Annotated in this window: 15 protein-coding genes; 14 read left to right on the forward strand and 1 reads right to left on the reverse strand. The window is 45.6% G+C overall.

From position 1 onward, the window contains the following. The first annotated feature begins 18 nt into the window (after positions 1-18). The 3 genes from dapA (at position 19) to AR543_RS11600 (ending at position 6,168) form a co-directional block, all read left to right on the forward strand. On the forward strand, positions 19-894 hold the full coding sequence (gene dapA, locus AR543_RS11590) for a 4-hydroxy-tetrahydrodipicolinate synthase (RefSeq protein ID WP_174703739.1): 876 nt from the start codon (positions 19-21) through the stop codon (positions 892-894). 540 nt (positions 895-1,434) lie between these two features. Then, positions 1,435-3,114, forward strand: a complete 1,680-nt coding sequence (locus tag AR543_RS11595) for a ribonuclease J (RefSeq protein WP_017813733.1) — start codon at positions 1,435-1,437, stop codon at positions 3,112-3,114. Positions 3,115-3,363: 249 nt separating this feature from the next. Further along, positions 3,364-6,168: an FtsK/SpoIIIE family DNA translocase gene (locus AR543_RS11600; RefSeq protein WP_418304195.1), complete on the forward strand. Its 2,805-nt coding sequence runs from the start codon at positions 3,364-3,366 to the stop codon at positions 6,166-6,168. Between the two features lie 264 nt (positions 6,169-6,432). Here AR543_RS11600 and AR543_RS11605 read toward each other — a convergent pair whose 3' ends face one another. Continuing rightward, entirely contained in the window at positions 6,433-7,506 is a 1,074-nt protein-coding gene (locus AR543_RS11605) for a stalk domain-containing protein (RefSeq protein WP_060534545.1), read from the reverse strand. Between the two features lie 374 nt (positions 7,507-7,880). Between AR543_RS11605 and yfmF the strand changes: the two genes are divergently transcribed. The 11 genes from yfmF (at position 7,881) to rny (ending at position 20,593) form a co-directional block, all read left to right on the forward strand. Next, positions 7,881-9,161: an EF-P 5-aminopentanol modification-associated protein YfmF gene (gene yfmF, locus AR543_RS11610; protein WP_174703740.1), complete on the forward strand. Its 1,281-nt coding sequence runs from the start codon at positions 7,881-7,883 to the stop codon at positions 9,159-9,161. A gap of 5 nt (positions 9,162-9,166) precedes the next feature. Continuing rightward, the gene (gene yfmH, locus AR543_RS11615) at positions 9,167-10,450 is read left to right on the forward strand and encodes an EF-P 5-aminopentanol modification-associated protein YfmH (protein WP_060534548.1); all 1,284 of its coding nucleotides are present in this window, start codon (positions 9,167-9,169) and stop codon (positions 10,448-10,450) included. After that, a complete protein-coding gene (gene ymfI / locus AR543_RS11620; protein WP_060534550.1) occupies positions 10,447-11,217 on the forward strand; it encodes an elongation factor P 5-aminopentanone reductase in 771 nt (256 codons plus the stop codon). Before yfmH ends, ymfI begins: the two co-directional genes overlap by 4 nt. A gap of 340 nt (positions 11,218-11,557) precedes the next feature. Then, positions 11,558-12,325 (forward strand): DUF3388 domain-containing protein, encoded by a 768-nt coding sequence (locus tag AR543_RS11625; RefSeq protein WP_026136233.1) that lies wholly within the window; start codon positions 11,558-11,560, stop codon positions 12,323-12,325. Positions 12,326-12,359: 34 nt separating this feature from the next. Further along, entirely contained in the window at positions 12,360-13,463 is a 1,104-nt protein-coding gene (locus tag AR543_RS11630) for a helix-turn-helix domain-containing protein (protein ID WP_060534552.1), read from the forward strand. Between the two features lie 201 nt (positions 13,464-13,664). Further along, positions 13,665-14,156 (forward strand): YajQ family cyclic di-GMP-binding protein, encoded by a 492-nt coding sequence (locus tag AR543_RS11635; RefSeq protein WP_060534554.1) that lies wholly within the window; start codon positions 13,665-13,667, stop codon positions 14,154-14,156. A 128-nt stretch (positions 14,157-14,284) separates the two neighbouring features. Further along, positions 14,285-14,875: a CDP-diacylglycerol--glycerol-3-phosphate 3-phosphatidyltransferase gene (gene pgsA / locus AR543_RS11640; RefSeq protein ID WP_060534556.1), complete on the forward strand. Its 591-nt coding sequence runs from the start codon at positions 14,285-14,287 to the stop codon at positions 14,873-14,875. Between the two features lie 158 nt (positions 14,876-15,033). After that, positions 15,034-16,335, forward strand: a complete 1,302-nt coding sequence (locus tag AR543_RS11645) for a competence/damage-inducible protein A (protein ID WP_060534558.1) — start codon at positions 15,034-15,036, stop codon at positions 16,333-16,335. 302 nt (positions 16,336-16,637) lie between these two features. Then, positions 16,638-17,705 carry a recombinase RecA gene (gene recA, locus AR543_RS11650; protein WP_060534560.1) on the forward strand — a complete coding sequence of 356 codons (1,068 nt, stop codon included), beginning with the start codon at positions 16,638-16,640 and terminating at the stop codon, positions 17,703-17,705. 139 nt (positions 17,706-17,844) lie between these two features. Then, entirely contained in the window at positions 17,845-18,612 is a 768-nt protein-coding gene (locus AR543_RS11655) for a regulatory protein RecX (protein WP_060534562.1), read from the forward strand. Positions 18,613-19,051: 439 nt separating this feature from the next. Further along, positions 19,052-20,593, forward strand: a complete 1,542-nt coding sequence (gene rny / locus AR543_RS11660; RefSeq protein ID WP_017813746.1) for a ribonuclease Y — start codon at positions 19,052-19,054, stop codon at positions 20,591-20,593. Positions 20,594-20,616 lie beyond the last annotated feature (23 nt).

The raw sequence follows: 20,616 nt of genomic DNA on the forward strand, positions 1-20,616 counted from the left end.
ATTGAAGGAGGAAGTACAGTGGTAGACTTTGGAAGATTAATGACGGCAATGATCACTCCATTTAATGATCAGGATGAGATCGACTGGGAAGCAACAGGCCGTTTGATCGATTATTTGATTGATGAACAAAAGTCGGAATCGCTCATCGTATGTGGAACAACTGGTGAATCACCAACACTCAGCGAGGAAGAAAAGCTGCAAATGTTTGATTTTGCGGTCAAGCATGCAGCAGGTCGCTGCAAGATCATCGCGGGCACCGGTAGCAACAATACCAAACACTCGATTCAGTTGACACAGCAGGCAGCCAAGCTTGGTGTGGATGGTGCACTGCTTGTCGTACCTTATTACAACAAGCCGAGTCAGGCAGGGATGTATGCCCATTTCAAAGCAATCGCGGAAGCGACAGAATTGCCGATTATCCTTTATAATGTGCCAGGGCGAAGTGTAGTTAGTCTATCGGCAGCTACCACGCTGAAGCTGGCAGAAATCGATAATATTGTAGGAACCAAGGAATGTGCTTCGATTGAGCAGGTTACTCATATTGCCGGGCATGCTCCAGAAGGTTTCAGAGTATATTCCGGTGATGATGCGACATGCTTTGCTGCAATTGCGGTCGGTGCTTACGGTGTAATCAGCGTAGCCAGCCATGTGGCCGGTGACGAGATGGCTGGAATGATCCAGGCACATCTGCAGGGAGACTATCAACACGCTGCGCGCATGAATCAAAAGCTGCTGCCTCTTTTCCAGGGTCTGTTCGCTTGTCCGGATCCGCTGCCGAATCCTGCTGCGGTGAAATATGCGATGTCCCGCAGAGGATACGGGAATGGCAATGTACGTCTGCCTTTGCTGGCGCCGTCCGCTGCCGAACGTGCATTTATTGATGCATTGCTATAATTCGCAGTAACCAATTTACAATAATAAAAAGGTACGAATCCATGGTTGGCACTGTCTGCCGGAGGATCGATGTACCTGCTATGGCCGTCTGGAAACAGGCGGCTATTTTTATACTTATAAACGGATAGAATTTGTATAGACTCTTCTGAGACATCAGGAAGCGTGCGCTCAAGAACATGAAAATTCCTTGCTGTAAAAGGGTTTTACATACGCTGTAATCACATCCAATAAACATGACTTGTGTTTTTGTTTTTTAATCATGTATAATATTCTCAAGTGACTGGGTGCGGTATAAAGTAATAGAGTTTGCTGATAGAATTCTTTGTCAGGCAGAGCGTTCGGTAAAATCGGCAAACCATGCAAGAAAATGAAACTTTCGGATGCTGGTTTCTTGCATATTCAATTGGCTGAATAGCCAGTTTATATTGTCATAACCAACATTTTCGGTTAGTTTTGCCAATTAACATATGTATAAGTGTAGTATTTTTTGTTTATAAATATTAAAACGACGTCCAACATTCATAGGAGGTATAGATTACATTGTCCAAAAAAACAAACAACGAAAAACTGACGATCTTTGCGCTGGGCGGCGTCGGTGAAATTGGTAAAAACATGTATGTCGTCCAGTATGGAAATGATATTGTTGTCATAGACTCCGGACTCAAATTCCCTGAAGAAGATATGCTGGGTATTGATATCGTTATTCCGGATATCTCGTATCTGACAGAGAACCGTGACAAAGTTCGCGGAATCCTTTTAACACACGGTCACGAAGATCATATTGGCGGACTGCCATATGTACTGAAACATCTGAACGTACCTGTATACGGTACCAAATTGACAATCGGTCTGGTAGAAAACAAGCTGAAAGAAGCTAACCTTCTTGGCGAAACCAAACGGATTCTGATTAACGAAGATTCGGAAGTGAAGCTGGGCAGCACCCTGACCGCGACGTTCTTCCGTACCAATCACAGTATCCCGGATTCGGTAGGTATCTGCCTGGCTACCCCGGAAGGGAACGTTGTACACACAGGTGACTTCAAATTTGACCATACTCCGGTTAATGATGAGTTCGCTAATCTGCAGCGTATGGCTGAAATCGGAAGCAAAGGCGTTCTGGCTCTTCTGTCAGACAGTACCAATGCTGACAGACCAGGATATACTCCTTCCGAGAAAAACGTAGGTATTGTCATGGAAGATATCTTCCGCAAAGCTTCACAGCGTGTCGTTGTAGCAACATTTGCATCCAACGTACACCGGATTCAGCAGGTTATCAATGCAGCAGCAGCTACAGGCCGTAAAGTTACCGTTATCGGACGCAGTATGGTTAACGTGGTAGGCATCGCCGAAGATCTGGGTTATCTGGAGATTCCGGACGGAATGCTGATTGAGCCAGAAGAAGTAAATAAAATGGCAGCGGACCGTGTAGTTATCCTGTCCACTGGCAGTCAGGGCGAGCCGATGTCAGCGCTGACACGTATGGCCCGCTCCACACATCGCAAAGTAGATATCCTGCCTGGAGACACCGTTATTATCGCGGCTACACCAGTACCGGGTAATGAAAAATATATCGGCCGTACGATCGATGAACTGTTCCGTCTGGGAGCCAATGTATTCTACAGTGGCGCTAACCCGGGTGTTCACGTATCCGGTCACGGTTCCCAGGAAGAGCTCAAATTGATGCTTAACCTGATGAAACCAAAATTCTTCCTGCCGATCCACGGTGAATACCGTATGCAGCGCAGACATGCTCTGCTCGGAGAATCCGTTGGCGTAGATCCTAACAACATCTTTATCGTAGATATTGGTGATGTAGTGGAAATCCACGGCGGCTCTGCACGCAAAGCCGGTAAAGTCACTTCCGGTAACGTACTGATCGATGGTCTGGGCGTAGGTGATGTAGGTAACATCGTACTGCGTGACCGTAAACTGCTGTCCCAGGATGGTATCCTGGTCGTTGTAGTTACACTGAGCAAGCAGAACGGCCAGATCGTATCCGGTCCGGATATCATCTCCCGCGGATTTGTATATGTACGTGAATCCGAAGGATTGCTGGATGAAGCCAACCGCATCGTAACCAGCACCTTACAGCGTCTGATGAGTGAGAATGTAAATGAGTGGGCTTCCCTGAAAACTAGCGTTAAAGACGCACTGGGCCGCTTCCTGTATGAGCAAACGCGCCGTAGACCTATGATTCTGCCAATCATCATGGAAGTTTAATCGCATGTTAAATAAGCATAACGAGTAAGAGGCAACCAGTCGCCCCTGCTCCTCGCATGGTATATTGGACGGTCCCATGCGAGGACAGGGGTTTTGTCATGTCCAAAAGTACCTTTTATAGCTTCGACAGGATCGCAGTGAATAAAATCAGAGTACCATTTCACATAAATCAGGCAGTAAATATACCGGTACGAAGAAGACCTATACCGGACAGAGTATGATATAATAATGCATTGGAGGTGGTGACAGGTGGCTAAGACCAAAACGGCCGACAAACCCAAAACAACACAAAAATCAACTCGCAAATCGCCGCCATCCACTGCGCGCAAAACAACAAAAGCTACGCAGACGACAAGGCGCAAAACAACCAGCCGTAAACGTAAATCCAAGGCTCCAGCATTGAGCCTGTTAAAATATGAAATTTACGGAATTATTCTGATTACCATATCGGTTATCGCTTTATCCCGGCAGGCTGCTGTTGGACATTTTCTTTATTACATAACGTCATTTATTCTGGGCAAAATGTACTTTGTACTTCCTCTCGCAGGAGCCTATATTGGATTAATGACCATGCTGCGACAGCGCTGGGCACAAGGATGGAACAGTCGCTGGAGTGGTCTGGTTATGCTGGTATGTACATTGACACTGTGGAGTGTACTTATTTATGTTCCGGCCGATCAGCTGATCTCGCTGCCTGCCAGACAGGCGGCTGGAGGATATATTGGTGCAGTGCAAATGTGGCTGTTCATGATGCTGTTTGGCGTGATTGGTACCAAATTAATCGCAGGGGTTATGCTGGTAATCAGCCTCATGTTGATTACACAGCTGTCTGTGGTCGATTTGCTGGAACGAATCCGTATGTACGGAGCCAAAGCAGGAACAGCTGTACAATCGCAATGGAACGCTTCTCGTGAAGCCCTTGCCGAACAGCGACGTGAACGCGAGCTGGCTGCAGAAGAAGCAGAGCTGGATGTATATGATGAAACGGAAGAAGAATATGAAGAGGATGAAGGTCATTCTGCGAAAAGAAAAGGATTATTCACCTGGGGACGCAAACCAACTCCTGAATCCGAACCTGTCGAAACCGATGAATCGGTCTATGGAAATGTACCTGATCATCTAAAAGAAACCATTAAGGCATATACTACGGCTGAACGCAGGGATAAGACAGCAACAGCCTCCCCAATAAAAGAAGCACGACAGGCTACTTCTGTACAGGATGAAGAGGATTTGTGGGATAATGTGCAGACAGAGCCCGAATTGGAATCCGCTTCTCCCGAGCTGGAGAAGCCGCTGATTATCAGGGACTTCTTTGAGCAAATTCGTTCCGAGCGTTCTGGAGATCAGCCGGAAGATCATGGGACAGAATCTCTGTCTTCATCAAGCGAATTCAATCCAGATTATAGTCTTGATCATTCTGCAGCCTTGCCGGATTCGGCTGCACTGTCAGCAGATATGGGAGCAGCCAGTTTTCCGAACAGCAGGGTAGCTTCCGGGACAGATTTGAATGATCAGGGTACCGCTGAAGGACTCATGGCTGAAGCTAAGGAACAAACAGAAAATGGTACCGTGGAAAATAGGGATTCGGAAGCACAAGAAGTAATACCTGTTCCTGCACCGCCACCACCGAAACCTTATAAATTGCCGCCATTCCAGCTGCTTGCTATGCCCAAAAATATTGCCAGTGCCAGTGATCAGAATGATTATATGGTGATCGCTCGCAAGTTGGAGACTACACTGGAGAGCTTTGGCGTAAGGGCAAAAGTGCTGGAAGTTGTCCGTGGACCTGCGGTTACACGTTATGAGATTCAACCGGATGTAGGCGTCAAGGTAAGCCGGATTGTAGGTCTGACAGATGATATTGCACTGGCTCTGGCAGCCAAGGATATCCGTATGGAAGCGCCAATTCCGGGCAAATCCGCTATTGGTATTGAAGTGCCGAATAGCGAAGTCTCCATGGTCACCATGCGTGAAGTCATGGAGACCCAGATTTTCAAGGAATCCGAAGCCAAACTGTCGATTGCTTTTGGACGGGATATCGCTGGACAGACGATTGTCGGTAATCTGGCTAAAATGCCCCATCTACTGGTAGCTGGAGCGACAGGATCAGGTAAATCGGTATGTATTAACGGTATTATCACGAGCATTCTTTACAAAGCCAAGCCGGATGAAGTGAAGTTCCTGATGGTCGATCCCAAAATGGTCGAGCTGAATATCTACAACGGTATTCCACATCTGCTGGCGCCGGTAGTTACCGATCCACGCCGTGCCTCACTGGCTTTGAAAAAAATCGTAGTGGAAATGGAAAAACGGTACGATCTATTTTCCAAATCGGGCACGCGTAATATGGAAGGCTATAACAATCTGATGAAAGATAATCCGGATGCCATTCTTCCGTATATCGTTGTTATTGTCGATGAGCTTGCGGATTTGATGATGGTAGCGGCAGGCGATGTAGAAGATGCGATTGCCCGTCTGGCTCAGATGGCCCGAGCAGCAGGTATTCATCTGATCATCGCTACCCAGCGTCCTTCGGTAGATGTTATTACAGGGGTAATCAAGGCCAATATTCCGTCCCGGATTGCTTTTGGAGTTTCTTCACAGATTGACTCCCGGACGATTCTGGATATGGGCGGAGCGGAGAAACTGCTTGGTCGCGGAGATATGCTCTTTATGCCGGTAGGTTCTTCCAAGCCGGTACGTGTACAGGGAGCGTTCATGTCGGATCAGGAAGTCGAGACGATCGTGGAATACTGCCGCAGTCAGGGTGAAGCCCAGTATAATGATGATATCGTTCCGGAAATTGACGATACTGCTGCTGCAATGGATGAACAGAAGGATGAACTTTATGACCAGGCGATGCAGATTGTAATTGAGGCCAAGCAGGCTTCTGTATCGCTGCTGCAGCGCCGGATGCGTGTTGGTTATACTCGTGCGGCCCGTCTAATCGATTCGCTGGAAGCACATGGTGTAGTCGGCCCGTATGAAGGAAGCAAACCACGCGAAGTGCTGATTTCACCAGAACAGTACCATCAGATTAATACCGGAAGCTAATTACACCAATGAAATATAGCAGAAGTAATGAAGACTAATAAAAAGCCGCCTGTCCACAATTATTCATGGGCAGGCGGCTTTTTATTATTGAGTGTCTCATATATTGGATTAAATAGATAATGCATCAAACTGATTTAATACAGTTAGAGCAGCCTACTTATAAGAGCTGTACAACATAAAAATCCCCTCTTCTCAATGATAGAAGAGGGGATTGCAGTGGATCGGTTCATTTAATAACTCTACAGCCTGTTATTATTATGAATCTTACTCGTATCTTTGAATAACAGAACTGCGGTTGGAGCTGTCATATACAAAGCCGTAGATATCAAAACCCAGATTACCATAAGCTTTGTCGATATCGCTGGCAATGCTATTCAGTAGATTGCGTGTCTGATAGGAAGAAAGAGAGTTCCAATCCGATTTATTTACATAAACACGGAAAACAACGGACTCGTCATCGTCATTGGAGATCTCAATGCTTAGCTTGATACCTTGATAAGTGCCAAAGTTGTCATTCAGCTGCTTTTGCAGATCGGTGATATTGACAGTAGATCCGAGTACTACTGTACCGCTGCTGTTCGTTTTGAACGTAATCAGTGTTTTGGAGTTTTTGTTTATTACACTTCCTGTAATATCTGCTCTATCATAAGATCTGTTGTCTCTAATATCATCAGCAATACCCTGTAGAAGCTTATTGCGATTAGAAGTGGACGTATCGTTCCAGGAATTTTCATTCACTGTAATCGTAACTTTAACTTTGCTGGAACTACCGCTCAGGTCGATATCAGCGCCTGTACCTTTGTAATCGCCATATTCGCTATTTAGGTCTTTTTCCAGGCGGGTCATCGTTGTGCTGCTGGAACCACCCTTATCATCGATTTCGTCATTCAATTTTTCGTTTTCTTTTTTGAGCGTAGCGATCTGGTTGTTCAAATCGGTAATGGATGCATCTTTGGCAGTGATTTGGGAATTGGCAGTCGTCAGCTGGGTTTGCAGGCTCTGAATTTGTGTATTCAGGGCATCTACAGTCGTCTGAGGAATAGCCGGAGTATTATCTGTGACGCCTACAATTTTGTTGGTATTGTCCCAGGTTACTTTTTTGTCAAAGGCGTCTCCCATCATCCGCAGCGGGATGTATGTAGTTCCATTGACCATAAATGGTTCGTAAGCTGGATCAATCGCTACTTCCTTGCTGTTGTACATAACCTTGATATTGTTATAGGCAGCCTTCAGCTGTTGTGTAGCCTGCGAAGCATAAGTGCTATTGGCAAAAATGCTTCCGGAAATAGCAAGAGCAGACACGGTGGCAATAATAACGGGCTTTTTGTTAAGTTTCATGTTTGTTCATCTAACTCCTTTTTTTGTGAATTTGGATAGGCCTTCCCTCGTCTGGTTATCCTATGTATATAGACGCGGCAATTTCATAAATAGTTTCGTGCAATTTCCCCGGAGCACTAATTTTGTAATAACGAAGGCCTATGTACATTGAAGATTCGATTTTAACATATAAAACCGTATGTAACAAAATCGGCTAGCAGATATGCTGTCAAATTCGAACCGTAGTCATAGATAGAAAAGGCTTTTTCCGGTACGTAAGACTCAGGAGCGATAGCAGCAGGAGAAGGGATACGGTTTGCTTCTTGTAATAAGGGTAGTATAAAATAGTAAGTACGACAGTTTTACCAATTTCGCTCGATAAAGGGGTTTTGACGTTGAATACTACAGGATTTGAACGCGGTGAAGTGAATGGAATCCGTGTGCATGTCATGCCGACAACACGCTTTAAAACATTTGCGGTTTCCCTCTATATGGGCGTACCGCTTGCAGAAGATACTGTAACACCTACAGCGCTGATTCCGTTCATTTTGCGCAGAGGGACAGAGACCTATCCAGAGACAACCAGCTTCCGTGAAGCGCTGGAGAATATGTATGGAGCCGGCTTTGGATTTGATGTATATAAAAAAGGCGATTACCAGATGGTACAGCTGCGGATGGATACAATCAATGATTCGTTTGTTGCGTCGGACGAACCGCTGCTGGCGCGTTCACTTGCTTTCCTGGGAGAGACAGTTACACGTCCCGTACTGGAAAATAATCGTTTCCGCGACAAGTATGTACAGGCTGAACGCGAAAATGTACGCAAGCGTATGGAAGCGGTCATTGATGACAAAATCCGTTATGCAGCAGAGCGCTGTATTCAGGAGATGTGCAAGGACGAACCGTATCGTCTAAGCGCGCTCGGCAAAATGGACATACTGGCTCAGCTGGATGGTGCGAGCATTTATGAACAATACCAGCAATGGCTCTCCAACAGCAGCATGGATTTGTATATTGTAGGGGATACTACACTGGAAGAAGTGATGCAGCTGGTTAGTCGTCACTTCCAGGTGAACCGTTCTGCTCCGGTTATGTACACACCGGCAGTACCACGTCCCGCTGCTTCTGAAGTACGGCAGGTCGTAGAGGAAATGGCAGTAAGTCAGGGCAAACTGAATATGGGTCTGCGTACACCGATTACGTATAGTGATGAGCGTTATGCAGCTGCGCTCGTAGCAAATGGAGTACTCGGAGGATTTCCTCATTCCAAGCTGTTTATGAATGTACGTGAAAAGGAAAGTCTGGCTTATTATGTCGGTTCACGATTTGATCCGTACAAAGGCATTACGACTATTCAATCAGGCATCGAATTACAGAATTTTGATAAAGCGCTGGAAATTATTCGTCAGCAGCTTGCCAATCTGCAAGCCGGGGAAATTAGCGAATCCGAGATTTCGCAGACCAAGGCACTGATCCGCAATGATCTGCTGGAATCCAGAGACTCGGCATACCAGATGATCGCCTATGACTTTAATGGACTGTTTTCCGATAAAGAACGCAGCGTAGATGAATTGCTGACAGCGATTGAGCATATTACTGCAGACGAGATTCAGGCGGCTTCCAGCGTACTCCAGCTGGATACCATTTACTTTTTGACAGGGCAGAAGGAGGCGTGATCAAGATGGAAAGTATTCGCTATGATCGTTTACAGGAAACACTGTACCATGAGAAATTGGATAATGGACTTGAAATATATGTGCTTCCCAAAGAAGGTTTTCAAAAAACCTATGCTACTTTTGCAACCCGCTATGGTTCAGTAGATAACCATTTCCAGGTAGAAGGGCAGGAAGAAGTCAAGGTACCGGATGGAATTGCTCACTTTTTGGAACACAAAATGTTTGAGGAGCCGGATGGAGTCGATGTATTCTCCAAGTTCTCCGCTAAGGGCGCATCGGCCAATGCATTTACCAGCTTCGACCAGACGGTATATCTGTTTTCCGCTACCGAACAAATTGAAGACAACCTGGATACCCTGCTGAATTATGTGCAGAATCCGTATTTTACCAAAGAAAATGTGGATAAAGAAAAAGGGATTATCGGTCAGGAAATCCAGATGTATAACGATAACCCGGACTGGCGTGTGTATTATGGATTGATTGAAGCGATGTACCAGAAACACCCGGTTCGGATCGATATTGCCGGTACCATCGAATCTATTAGCGAGATCACCAAAGATACGCTGTATAGCTGTTACAATACGTTTTATCATCCGTCCAATATGATGCTGTTTGTAGTCGGAGGTGTAAATCCGGAACAGGTGATTGATCAGGTTCGTCGTAATCAGGCGTCCAAAAATTATGCACCTCAAGGCCAGATTCACCGTTATTTTGAAGAGGAGCCGACTGCAGTCGGCGAGAAATGGAAAGAGATCAAACTGCCGGTATCCCAGCCCAAATTCCTCATGGGATTCAAAGAGACGGCTACCGGACTTACCGGAGAAGCCCTGCAGCGCAAAAATCTGGTAACCAAGCTGATGCTGGATTTGCTGCTTGGCAACAGTACGGCGCTTTATCAGCAGTTGTATGATGAAGATTTGATTTCGGACGATTTTGGTTATGATTATACCGGGACATCGGAATACGCCTACTCCATGATTGGCGGCGATACACGCGATCCCAAATTGCTCGTTCAACGCCTCCAGGAAGAGATCGGCAAAGCAGTCGAAACCGGCTTCAGCCAGGAAGCATTTGATCGTTCGTTGCGCAAACGTATTGGTAATTATCTGCGCCTCCTGAACTCGCCGGAAAGTATTGCTCATGAATTTACACGCAACCGGTTCAAAGACAGTGATTTCTTTGCTATTCTGCCCATTTATGAATCTCTTACGCTGGAAGATGTCAACCAGCGCCTGCGTGATCATATGAATTGGGAGCAGCTGGCAGTATCGGTGGTTGTCAGTCCATGAGTGAAGAGCGCGCAGGAGATCGCAAGCTCTTTTCCGAAATGACGGTACTCGTAACTGGGGCCAGTCGGGGAATCGGTGCGGCAATTGCCAAAAGATTCGCTATGGCCGGCATGAATGTGGTCGTTCATTATCGCCATTCGCATGAGCAGGCTAACGAAGTGGCCCGGAGCTGTCTGGAATATGGTGTACGGGTGCTTACCCTGTCAGCAGATTTGCGCAGCCGGGACCATATTCACCGTATGCAGGAAAAGCTGGAGCAACATAATATGCAGCCGGATATTCTCGTTAATAACGCAGGTATATCCCATTACGGTATGCTGGCTGATATGAGTGAAGATGAATTTGATGAAGTAATTTCCACTAATCTCAAGGCGGTGTTCCTGTGCTCCCAGGTCTTCATGCCTTATATGATCCGCCAGCAGTATGGACGAATTATCAATGTATCCAGTATATGGGGGATGACCGGAGCATCTTGTGAAGTGCTGTACTCCGCGAGCAAAGGTGGCGTGAACGCATTTACCAAAGCCCTTGCCAAAGAGCTGGCTCCGTCGGGTGTGACTGTGAATGCTATCGCGCCTGGAGCAGTGCGCACAGAAATGATTGCCCATCTGCAGCAGGATGAATTGCAAATGCTGGAAGAAGACATTCCGGCTGGACGTATTGCAGAGCCGGACGAGATTGCTTCGATGGTGTACTTCCTGTCATTGCCTGAATCCGGTTATATGACTGGCCAGGTCGTTAGTCCCAATGGAGGTTGGTTGACCTGACGGGTCTTGTTGTTATTAACTTATTCATACCAGGGAAGCTTCTATCTATTGCATAGAGGCTTCTATGTGTTATCAACCGCAGTAAAGCGCCTGGGAACAGGCATTCGCATTCCAAAGTTGTTACCTTTCGCGGCTTGCCTTTCTATATCATTTTATATATCATTAACGTGTTAAGGACTTGAAGCTGACAGCAGTATGTGATTCGAAAGAATCAGCTGCTTTTCATGAATAAATAAACAATATCATCTTACATGCATGGATTTATCAATCTGATATACATTGCCCGCTGCTGTAATGAATAGATTCATTACAGCAGCGGGAAGAAAGGTTCGAGGTGAACGTGGAATTAAAACAATGGTATTTGGAGTACAGGATACATAAAAACCGTCCTGGATTGCTTGGGGATGTGGCGTCTTTGCTGGGTATGCTCAATGTGAATATTCGCACGATTAACGGGGTAGAAGGCAAAACCAGGGGAATGCTGCTGGAATCGGATGACGATGAAAAGATTGTACTGCTTGGTGATATGCTGGCCAAAGTAACCAATATTACAATAACTGCATTGCGTCAGCCCAAACTGGTCGATATTCTGGCGGTTCGTCATGGCCGTTATATCGAACGTGACTCCGATGACAAAAAGACATTCCGATTCACAAGAGAAGAACTTGGTTTACTTGTGGATTTTTTGGGTGAAATATTCAAGCGTGAAGGTAATCAGATTATCGGTCTGCGCGGAATGCCGCGTGTAGGCAAAACGGAGTCTATTATTGCAGGTAGTGTATGCGCCATGAAACGCTGGACATTCGTCTCCTCGACGCTGCTGAGACAGACAGTGCGCAGCCAGCTGTCCGAGGAAGAAATGAATGATGCCAATGTATTTATTATTGATGGTATTGTAAGTACCATCCGTTCCAATGAGCGTCATCATGAACTGCTGCAAAATATTATGCAGATGCAGAGCACCAAGGTTATTGAGCATCCGGATATTTTTGTCAGAGAGTCGGATTACGACTACAGTGATTTTGATATTATTATTGAACTGCGTAACAATCCGGATGAAGAGATCGTCTATGATAAATTCACCGAAAGTTATACGGACGATATTTAATAGCTACAAAACAATCTAATCAGGAGGTAATAGTATGTCAGATCTGGGTCGCCAATTAAGAGACGCCCGCCTTGCTAGAGGTTTATCGCTCGATGATGTACAGGAAATGACAAAAATACGCAAGCGCTATTTGGAAGCCATCGAAGCGGGTGATTTCAAGGTGCTCCCGGGCAGTTTCTATGTACGGGCTTTTATCAAGACTTATGCAGAGGCTGTAGGGTTAAATGCGGATGAATTATTACAGGAGCATCAGGATGCAGTGCCGGAAGCAGAACCGGAACCGGTTATGGAGCCTGTGGTGCAGCAGCGCCGATCGGCGAGACGTACTGCTTCAACAGGCCGCAGCGGTAAATGGCTGTCGACCGTATTGATGTGGGCATTTCCAATCCTGATTATCGTGCTTGTATGGATCTTTGTTATCAAGCAAAATGGAGCACCCGATATTGCCGATAATACGACTCCACCGAAACAGCAGCAACCAAGCACAACAACACCTAGTACCACTACACCGCCTTCGCAAAATACAGGTCAGCAGCAGCCTGGTGACACTACAGGTACTGAACAGCAGCCATCCGGTACAGGAACCGAGCAGACGCCTGGAGGTACCGAGTCGACTGAAGGTACAACGGAAAACGGAACAGAGACTCCGGAAGGTACCAGTACAGATACTTCTGCCAATCCAGTAATTACCGAAGCGGGCAAAGAAGGCCGTAATACCATTTTCAATGTCAACTATACAGGTACTACACCTTTAAAAGTAAATATCGAAGCAACGGGTCAAAGCTGGCTGGAGGTCTACAAATCGGCCGATACCAGTGGAGAGCGTCTTTTCTTCAACAATACGGAAAGTGGACAGAGTCTGTCGTATGATCTGACAGACAGCGGTCTGTTTATCAAATCTGGTAATTCACGGGCGACGAATATTACAATCAATGGACAGACGATTACCGATGGTAAAGCGACTTCCCGCCTGGTGTTGAAATGGGTCAAAGAAGATGCAGCTTCAGATACTTCAGGCACATCGACCGAAGGAACTGACAGCACAGGTACAACAGGAACTACCGAAGGAACAGATAGTACAGGTGCAGCTTCCACAAATACCACCGATACTACGGATTCTTCAACAGACGGCAACTGACTTTGTCAACAAAGGATATCCGCTGTTCTGTTACATGGACAGCGGATATCCTTTTCCCATGAAATTGTTCTACACGATACGAAAACTACAAAATTGGTTTAATATGAATCAGGTAATCATTTAAAAATGATTGCCATGACAAGAATTAGACTTGCTGCAGAATATCACCTATAATTTAATGGATAAAGAGGGGGAGATAGCATGGCTTCAGAAGCTTCATTTGATATTGTATCCAAACTGGATATGCAGGAGATGACCAATGCCATTAATCAGACGGAAAAGGAATTGGCAAGCCGTTATGATTTCAAGGGCAGCAAAAGCAAATTGACGCTGGAAAAGGATACATTGGTATTAATCTCCGATGACGAGTACAAACTCGGAGCACTGATCGAGATTTTGCAGGCCAAAATGATAAAGCGGGGATTACCTGTTAAAAATATTGAATACGGATCGATTGAATCCGCATCACTGGGAACTGTACGTCAGCGCTTGAAGCTAAAGCAGGGAATCGATCAAGAAAATGCGAAAAAAATCAATGTCCTGATTCGTGATTCCAAGCTGAAAGTCAAAAGCCAGATTCAGGGAGAACAGCTGCGTGTAACCGGCAAGAGCAGAGATGATTTGCAAGCTATTATCCAACTGCTGCGCAAAGCGGACCTGTCACTCGATCTGCAATTTACCAATATGAAATAAAGTGGCATGTAACTTAGGGTTACAGAGCTGATGGAGGCTGCAAGTTATATGAAAAACAAGACGGGATCAGGTGCAGTTACATATCAGCCGCTGAGTATTCAGGCTGTAATCAGTATAGGAGGTGCTCTGTGAATCTGCCGAATCGCATAACGCTTGCCCGAATCTGTCTGGTACCGGTCATGATGCTTTTTCTGCTTATTGATTTTCCGTTCGGTGAAAAAGTTCTCCGGATTGGAAGCACATTCCAGCTGAGCTATAATGATCTGATTGCCGCACTGATCTTTATTATCGCTGCGAGTACAGACGGCATTGACGGGCATATTGCGCGAAGCCGTAATCTGGTAACCAATCTCGGCAAACTGCTCGATCCTCTGGCAGATAAACTTCTTGTATCTGCTGCGCTTATATCGCTGGTCTCTCTGGATAAATGTGCAGCCTGGATGGCGATTATTATTATTTTTCGTGAATTTGCGATTACCGGCCTGCGTCAGATTGCCCTGCTTGAAGGAGCAGTTGTAGCAGCCAGCAATTGGGGCAAAGCCAAGACAATTACACAGATTATCGCTATTGTAGCTCTGATGATCAACAACTTCCCGTTTGCGCTGCTGGGCATTCCTTTTGACCAGATTGCGATCTGGGCAGCCACCCTGATTACCTTGTATTCAGGTATAGATTACTTCCTCAAAAATAAACATCTTATTCACCTATCCAACTCATAAAGAATGTTTCTTTATGTAAAAAATGGGTGATATATAAAGAGCGGCAATAGGGGATTCTCTATTGCCGTTTTCTATGGATACAGCAACTTGGCAAACTATATTTCGCAGTATAGATACATGATTACGCTGCATATGATAAACAAGGGGGAGACAAAACAATGAAATCAGTAAAAGCGGAAATTATAGCAGTAGGTACAGAACTGCTGCTTGGACAGATCACCAATACCAATGCACGCTACTTGTCACAGCAATTGTCTTACCTCGGCATTGATGTATATTATCAGACCGTTGTAGGCGACAATCTCAACCGTCTGAAACAGGCTATCGAGCTGGCGAGCAGTCGGGCTGATGTGATTTTGTTTTCGGGAGGAATTGGTCCGACGCAGGACGATCTTACCAAAGACGCTTTGGGAGAAGTACTTGGTCGCTCCCAGCATATTTATCCGGAAGCCATGAAAAAGGTAGAATCATTTTTTGAAGGACGCGACAAGCCGATGACAGAAAACAATCGTCGTCAGGCGATTATTCTGGAGGGCAGTGAGCCGCTTGATAATGAAGTAGGACTTGCTGTCGGTATTGCCGTATCCCAGGACGATAAGCATTATATCGTACTGCCAGGACCGCCAAAAGAATTACAGCCGATGTTTGAGAACCAGGCCAAACCATGGCTTGCCAAAAACGTGCTGTCCGATGAGCAGCCGATCTACTCCAAAATGCTCAAATTCGCAGGCATTGGAGAATCAGCACTGGAAGATGGATTGCTGGATCTGATCAGTGCCCAGACCGATCCAACGATTGCTCCGTATGCTAAAGAAGGCGAAGTTACTATCCGCCTCACGACCAAGGCTGATTCGGAAAAAGAAGCGAACGTAAAACTCAAAAATATGGAAGCGGAAATCCGCAAGCGGCTGCCCGATCACATGTATGCAGACCAGGATATTACGATCGAAGAACAGATCCTTTTAATGATGACCGGAATGGGATTGAGCCTGGCTGCTGCAGAGAGCTGTACAGGTGGTCTGATTATGGAGAATCTGACTCGTATTCCGGGTAGTGCACTGGTGTTTATGGGCGGTGTAGTCAGCTATTCCAATGAGATGAAGGAAAAGCTGCTGAACGTCCCTCATGATCTATTGGAAGGCGAGAACGCGCCGGGAGCAGTGAGTGAGGAAGTGGCGGAAGTCATGGCTGCAGAAGCCCGTAAATTACTGGATACGGATTTTGCCGTATCGGTAACCGGTGTAGCCGGACCAGGTTCCTCAGAGCGCAAGCCGGTAGGCCTTGTTTATATAGGGTTGGCCGAACGCAACCAGCCAACACAGGTATTCAAGCTGAATCTGAAGGGGAATCGCGAAGCGATCCGTATTCGTTCCGCCAAGAGCATCATGTATCGCCTGTGGCTGCGTCTGAAAGAGCTCCAGCAGGAACAAATTGTCCAGAATCAGAATGAATCGAAGTAATCATATATCTTCTGCCACGCATCCGTAATGGAGCGGATACGGCAGTTGCAGACCTATAATCGAATGTGTTATGATCAGGTCAGACGGAAGAACCGCAGCAATCTGATTGCTGCGGTTTTTTTCATTTTGTAGCAGGAAGAACCGCCAAAATAGGTAAATTTGTAGTGTGGATTTAATTTACAAAAATTGGTAATGTTCGATAGGAGGCGTATAAAAAGACGAATATATGTTCGAAAAAAGCTTGGCAAATGATAAAAAATGGAGTATAATTAGACTATAAACATTAGAAGGATGTGAGCTGATTGTCAGATCGTCGTGCTGCGCTGGATATGGCGCTTCGTCAAATAGAGAAACAATTCGGTAAGGGTTCTGTTATGAAACTTGGAGAATCCACGCATATGCAAGTTGAAGTTATACCAAGTGGATCGATTGCTCTTGATATTGCTCTGGGAACAGGCGGTATGCCAAGAGGTCGTATCGTTGAAATATATGGACCTGAATCTTCAGGTAAAACTACTGTAGCATTACACGCGATTGCGGAAGTTCAAAAAGCAGGCGGACAAGCAGCATTTATTGATGCCGAGCATGCTTTGGATCCTCAATATGCGAAAAATCTGGGCGTTAATATTGATGAACTGCTGCTGTCCCAACCGGACACAGGTGAACAAGGTCTGGAGATCGCTGAAGCCCTGGTACGTAGTGGTGCTGTTGATATTATCGTTATCGACTCCGTAGCGGCACTGGTACCAAAAGCAGAGATCGAAGGCGAGATGGGTGATTCCCACGTAGGTTTGCAAGCTCGTCTGATGTCTCAGGCATTGCGCAAACTGTCCGGTGCAATCAGCAAATCCAAAACCATCACAATCTTCATTAACCAGCTTCGTGAAAAAGTAGGCGTTATGTTCGGTAACCCGGAGACAACTCCTGGTGGACGCGCACTTAAATTCTATTCTACAGTACGTCTTGATGTGCGTCGTATTGAAGCTATCAAAAACGGTAACGATGTAGTCGGTAACCGTACACGTATCAAAGTAGTAAAAAATAAAGTAGCACCTCCTTTCAAACAAGCCGAGATTGATATCATGTACGGTGAAGGTATCTCCAGAGAAGGTAGCTTGATTGATATTGCTACTGAAAAAGATATCATTAACAAAAGCGGTGCGTGGTATTCTTACGAAGGCGAACGTATGGGTCAAGGTAGAGAGAATGCAAAACAATTTCTCAAAGAAAATACTCAAATCGCTTTGGTGATTGAAAATAAAATCCGTGAACTGAGCAACCTGACTACAGTTGTTGAAGAGCCGACTGCGGAAGATAAAAAGAAAGAAGAGCTGGAAGAACAAGAGTTGTTCACAGAAGCAACTGAATAATCCGGTTTTATATAGACCTTCAAAAAGCGCCTGGAACGTGAGAATACGTGCAGGCGCTTTTCTCTATGATTAAGCAGTCGATAATCGTCTTGAAAATAGATATGTATACCAGACCTATACCACACCCAAAGGAGAACTTATGAATCGATTTCGCTCTTATCGCAAGCCCAATAACAAAAACGCATCGTCACGGGAAGAAGATTTTGATATGGAAGAAGAATTGAAAGAAAAGTCCGGGCAACTGGATGATTTCCCTTCTGGGGAAGCATTGGAAATTAGCGAGGTAGAGCAGTTAACTCGTCCGCGTTATCATTACCGGCTATTTTTTGGTGATCTCAAACTGAGAGTTCATGAAGATGTAATGATTAAATACCGAATGCTAAAAGGTTCTTCATTTACGAGAGAAGAACTGGAAGAAATCATGGAAGCCAACGAGCGACAATCGGCTTATGCTTCTTCTATCAATCTGCTGAGCTTCCGCTCACGTACGCGTACCGAAATTATGCGAAAGCTTCGCGAAAAAGAGTTTCATCCGCATGTTATTGAAGTAACATTGGAACGATTGGAGCAAGAAAAGCTGATCGATGATGGTGTCTACGCGCAGCAGTGGGCCAATCAGCGTGTACGCAGTCAGAAGAAAGGTAAAGTATGGATTCGTCAGGAGCTTCGTCAGAAAGGCGTAGAGCCTCAGCATATTGAAGAAGCGCTGGGCAATATCGATGAAGATGAAGAACTATCCAGTGCTGTACAATTAGCGGAGAAAAAATGGAGAAGTACGCCCGGTGGGATGCTGGATAAAAAAAGAAAAACGATGGCTTTTCTGATGCGTCGCGGATATTCGTCAGATCTGGTGCGTAAAGCGCTGGCAGCTGTACAAAATAAAGATCAGGAAGAAGAAGATGTATAATAAAATGGTGGCCAAAACCATAAGCAATCATAAATGCGCAAAAGCCAAGCACTGAAAGGGATAAAAGCATCCTGCTGTTATCGGATTGTTACTTTTCCAAGCCTGGATATGTGCGTATTGGATTGCTTCTGCATCCGGCTGCCAAAGAGAGAGCTGTCAATTGCTTGACAATGTCTTTTGGCAAATAATAAAATGGATATATGCAGTTTGTCATTTTTACGTCATTTTTGGAATCGTTAGACGATGAATGAAGTAAAGCATGCTTACTGTGATCATGATTGTATGAATAATTAAGATGTTTTATCTCCCTTGAAGAGGGAATTGGCACATGTACCCGCATGGGCAATGGACGTATTTAAAGGGATGAAGCATTGCATTACCCATCAAGATGGTAATTCCCAAGGAATACCTTGGAGGAATCAGCGAGGAGGTGAACAGAATGGGTTATCTCTGGGTCATAATTCTCGTTGTTGCCGCATTATTCTTTGGGTTCGGGATCGGATATTTTATTCGCAAATCTCTTGCAGAAGCTAAAATTTCCAGTGCTGAGACTGCTGCTGCGCAGATCGTAGAGAATGCGAAGAAAGAAGCAGAAGCACTGAAAAAAGAAACAGTTCTGGAAGCAAAAGACGAAATACACAAATTCAGAGCTGAAGCTGAAAAAGACATTCGTGAGCGTCGGAATGAAAATCAACGCCTGGAACGACGATTGTTGCAAAAAGAAGAGTCGCTGGATAAAAAGCTGGAATCACTGGAACGCAAAGAAGAACAAGTGGCCAACAAAGAGAAACGTATCGAAGAGACACAGCAGCAAATCGAACAACTCTACACCAGTCAGGTATCGGAACTGGAACGTATCTCCAATCTGACTATGGAGGATGCACGCAGCATCATCCTGAGCAATGTAGAACAGGAAGTGCGCCATGAAACCGCGCAAATGATCAAAGATATCGAACAACAGGCAAAAAATGAAGCGGATAAACGCTCTCGTGAAATCATCACACTCGCTATTCAGCGTTGTGCAGCTGATCATGTAGCGGAGACTACCGTTTCTGTAGTCACCTTGCCTAATGAAGAAATGAAGGGTAGAATCATCGGACGTGAAGGACGTAATATTCGTGCGCTGGAGACGTTAACAGGTATCGACCTGATTATCGACGACACGCCGGAAGCGGTTATTCTGTCCGGTTTTGACCCGATTCGCCGTGAAATCGCTCGTACTGCACTGGAGAAATTGGTGGCTGACGGACGTATTCACCCGGCGCGTATCGAGGAAATGGTAGATAAAGCACGCCGTGAGGTAGACGAGCGCATTCGTGAATACGGAGAGCAGTCAACCTTTGAAGTAGGTGTACACGGATTGCATCCGGATCTGATCAAAATTCTGGGACGTCTCAAGTTCCGTACAAGTTATGGTCAGAATGTACTCAAACACTCTATGGAAGTTGCTTATCTCACCGGCCTTATGGCTGCCGAGCTTGGACAGGATATTACACTGGCCAAGCGTGCGGGTCTGCTGCATGATATCGGTAAAGCACTGGATCATGAAGTAGAAGGTTCTCACGTAGAAATTGGTGTGGAACTAGCCAAAAAATACAAAGAGCATCCTGTTGTTATCAACAGTATTGCTTCTCACCATGGTGATACGGAAGCTACTTCCATCATCGCAATGCTCGTTGGTGCAGCAGATGCATTGTCTGCCGCAAGACCTGGAGCACGCCGTGAGACACTGGAAACGTATATCCGTCGTCTGGAAAAACTCGAAGAAATCTCCGAGTCCTTCGACGGCGTCGAAAAATCCTATGCGATTCAGGCCGGACGCGAAATTCGCGTCATGGTACAACCGGATAAGATTGACGATGCAGAAAGTTTCCGCTTGGCGCGCGATATCACCAAAACGATTGAAAATGAACTGGACTATCCAGGGCATATCAAAGTCACTGTAATCCGTGAGACACGGGCGGTTGACTACGCAAAATAAAGAGTGATGCGAAAAGTGACCTG

This window comes from Paenibacillus bovis (assembly GCF_001421015.2).
Classification (GTDB): domain Bacteria; phylum Bacillota; class Bacilli; order Paenibacillales; family Paenibacillaceae; genus Saccharibacillus; species Saccharibacillus bovis.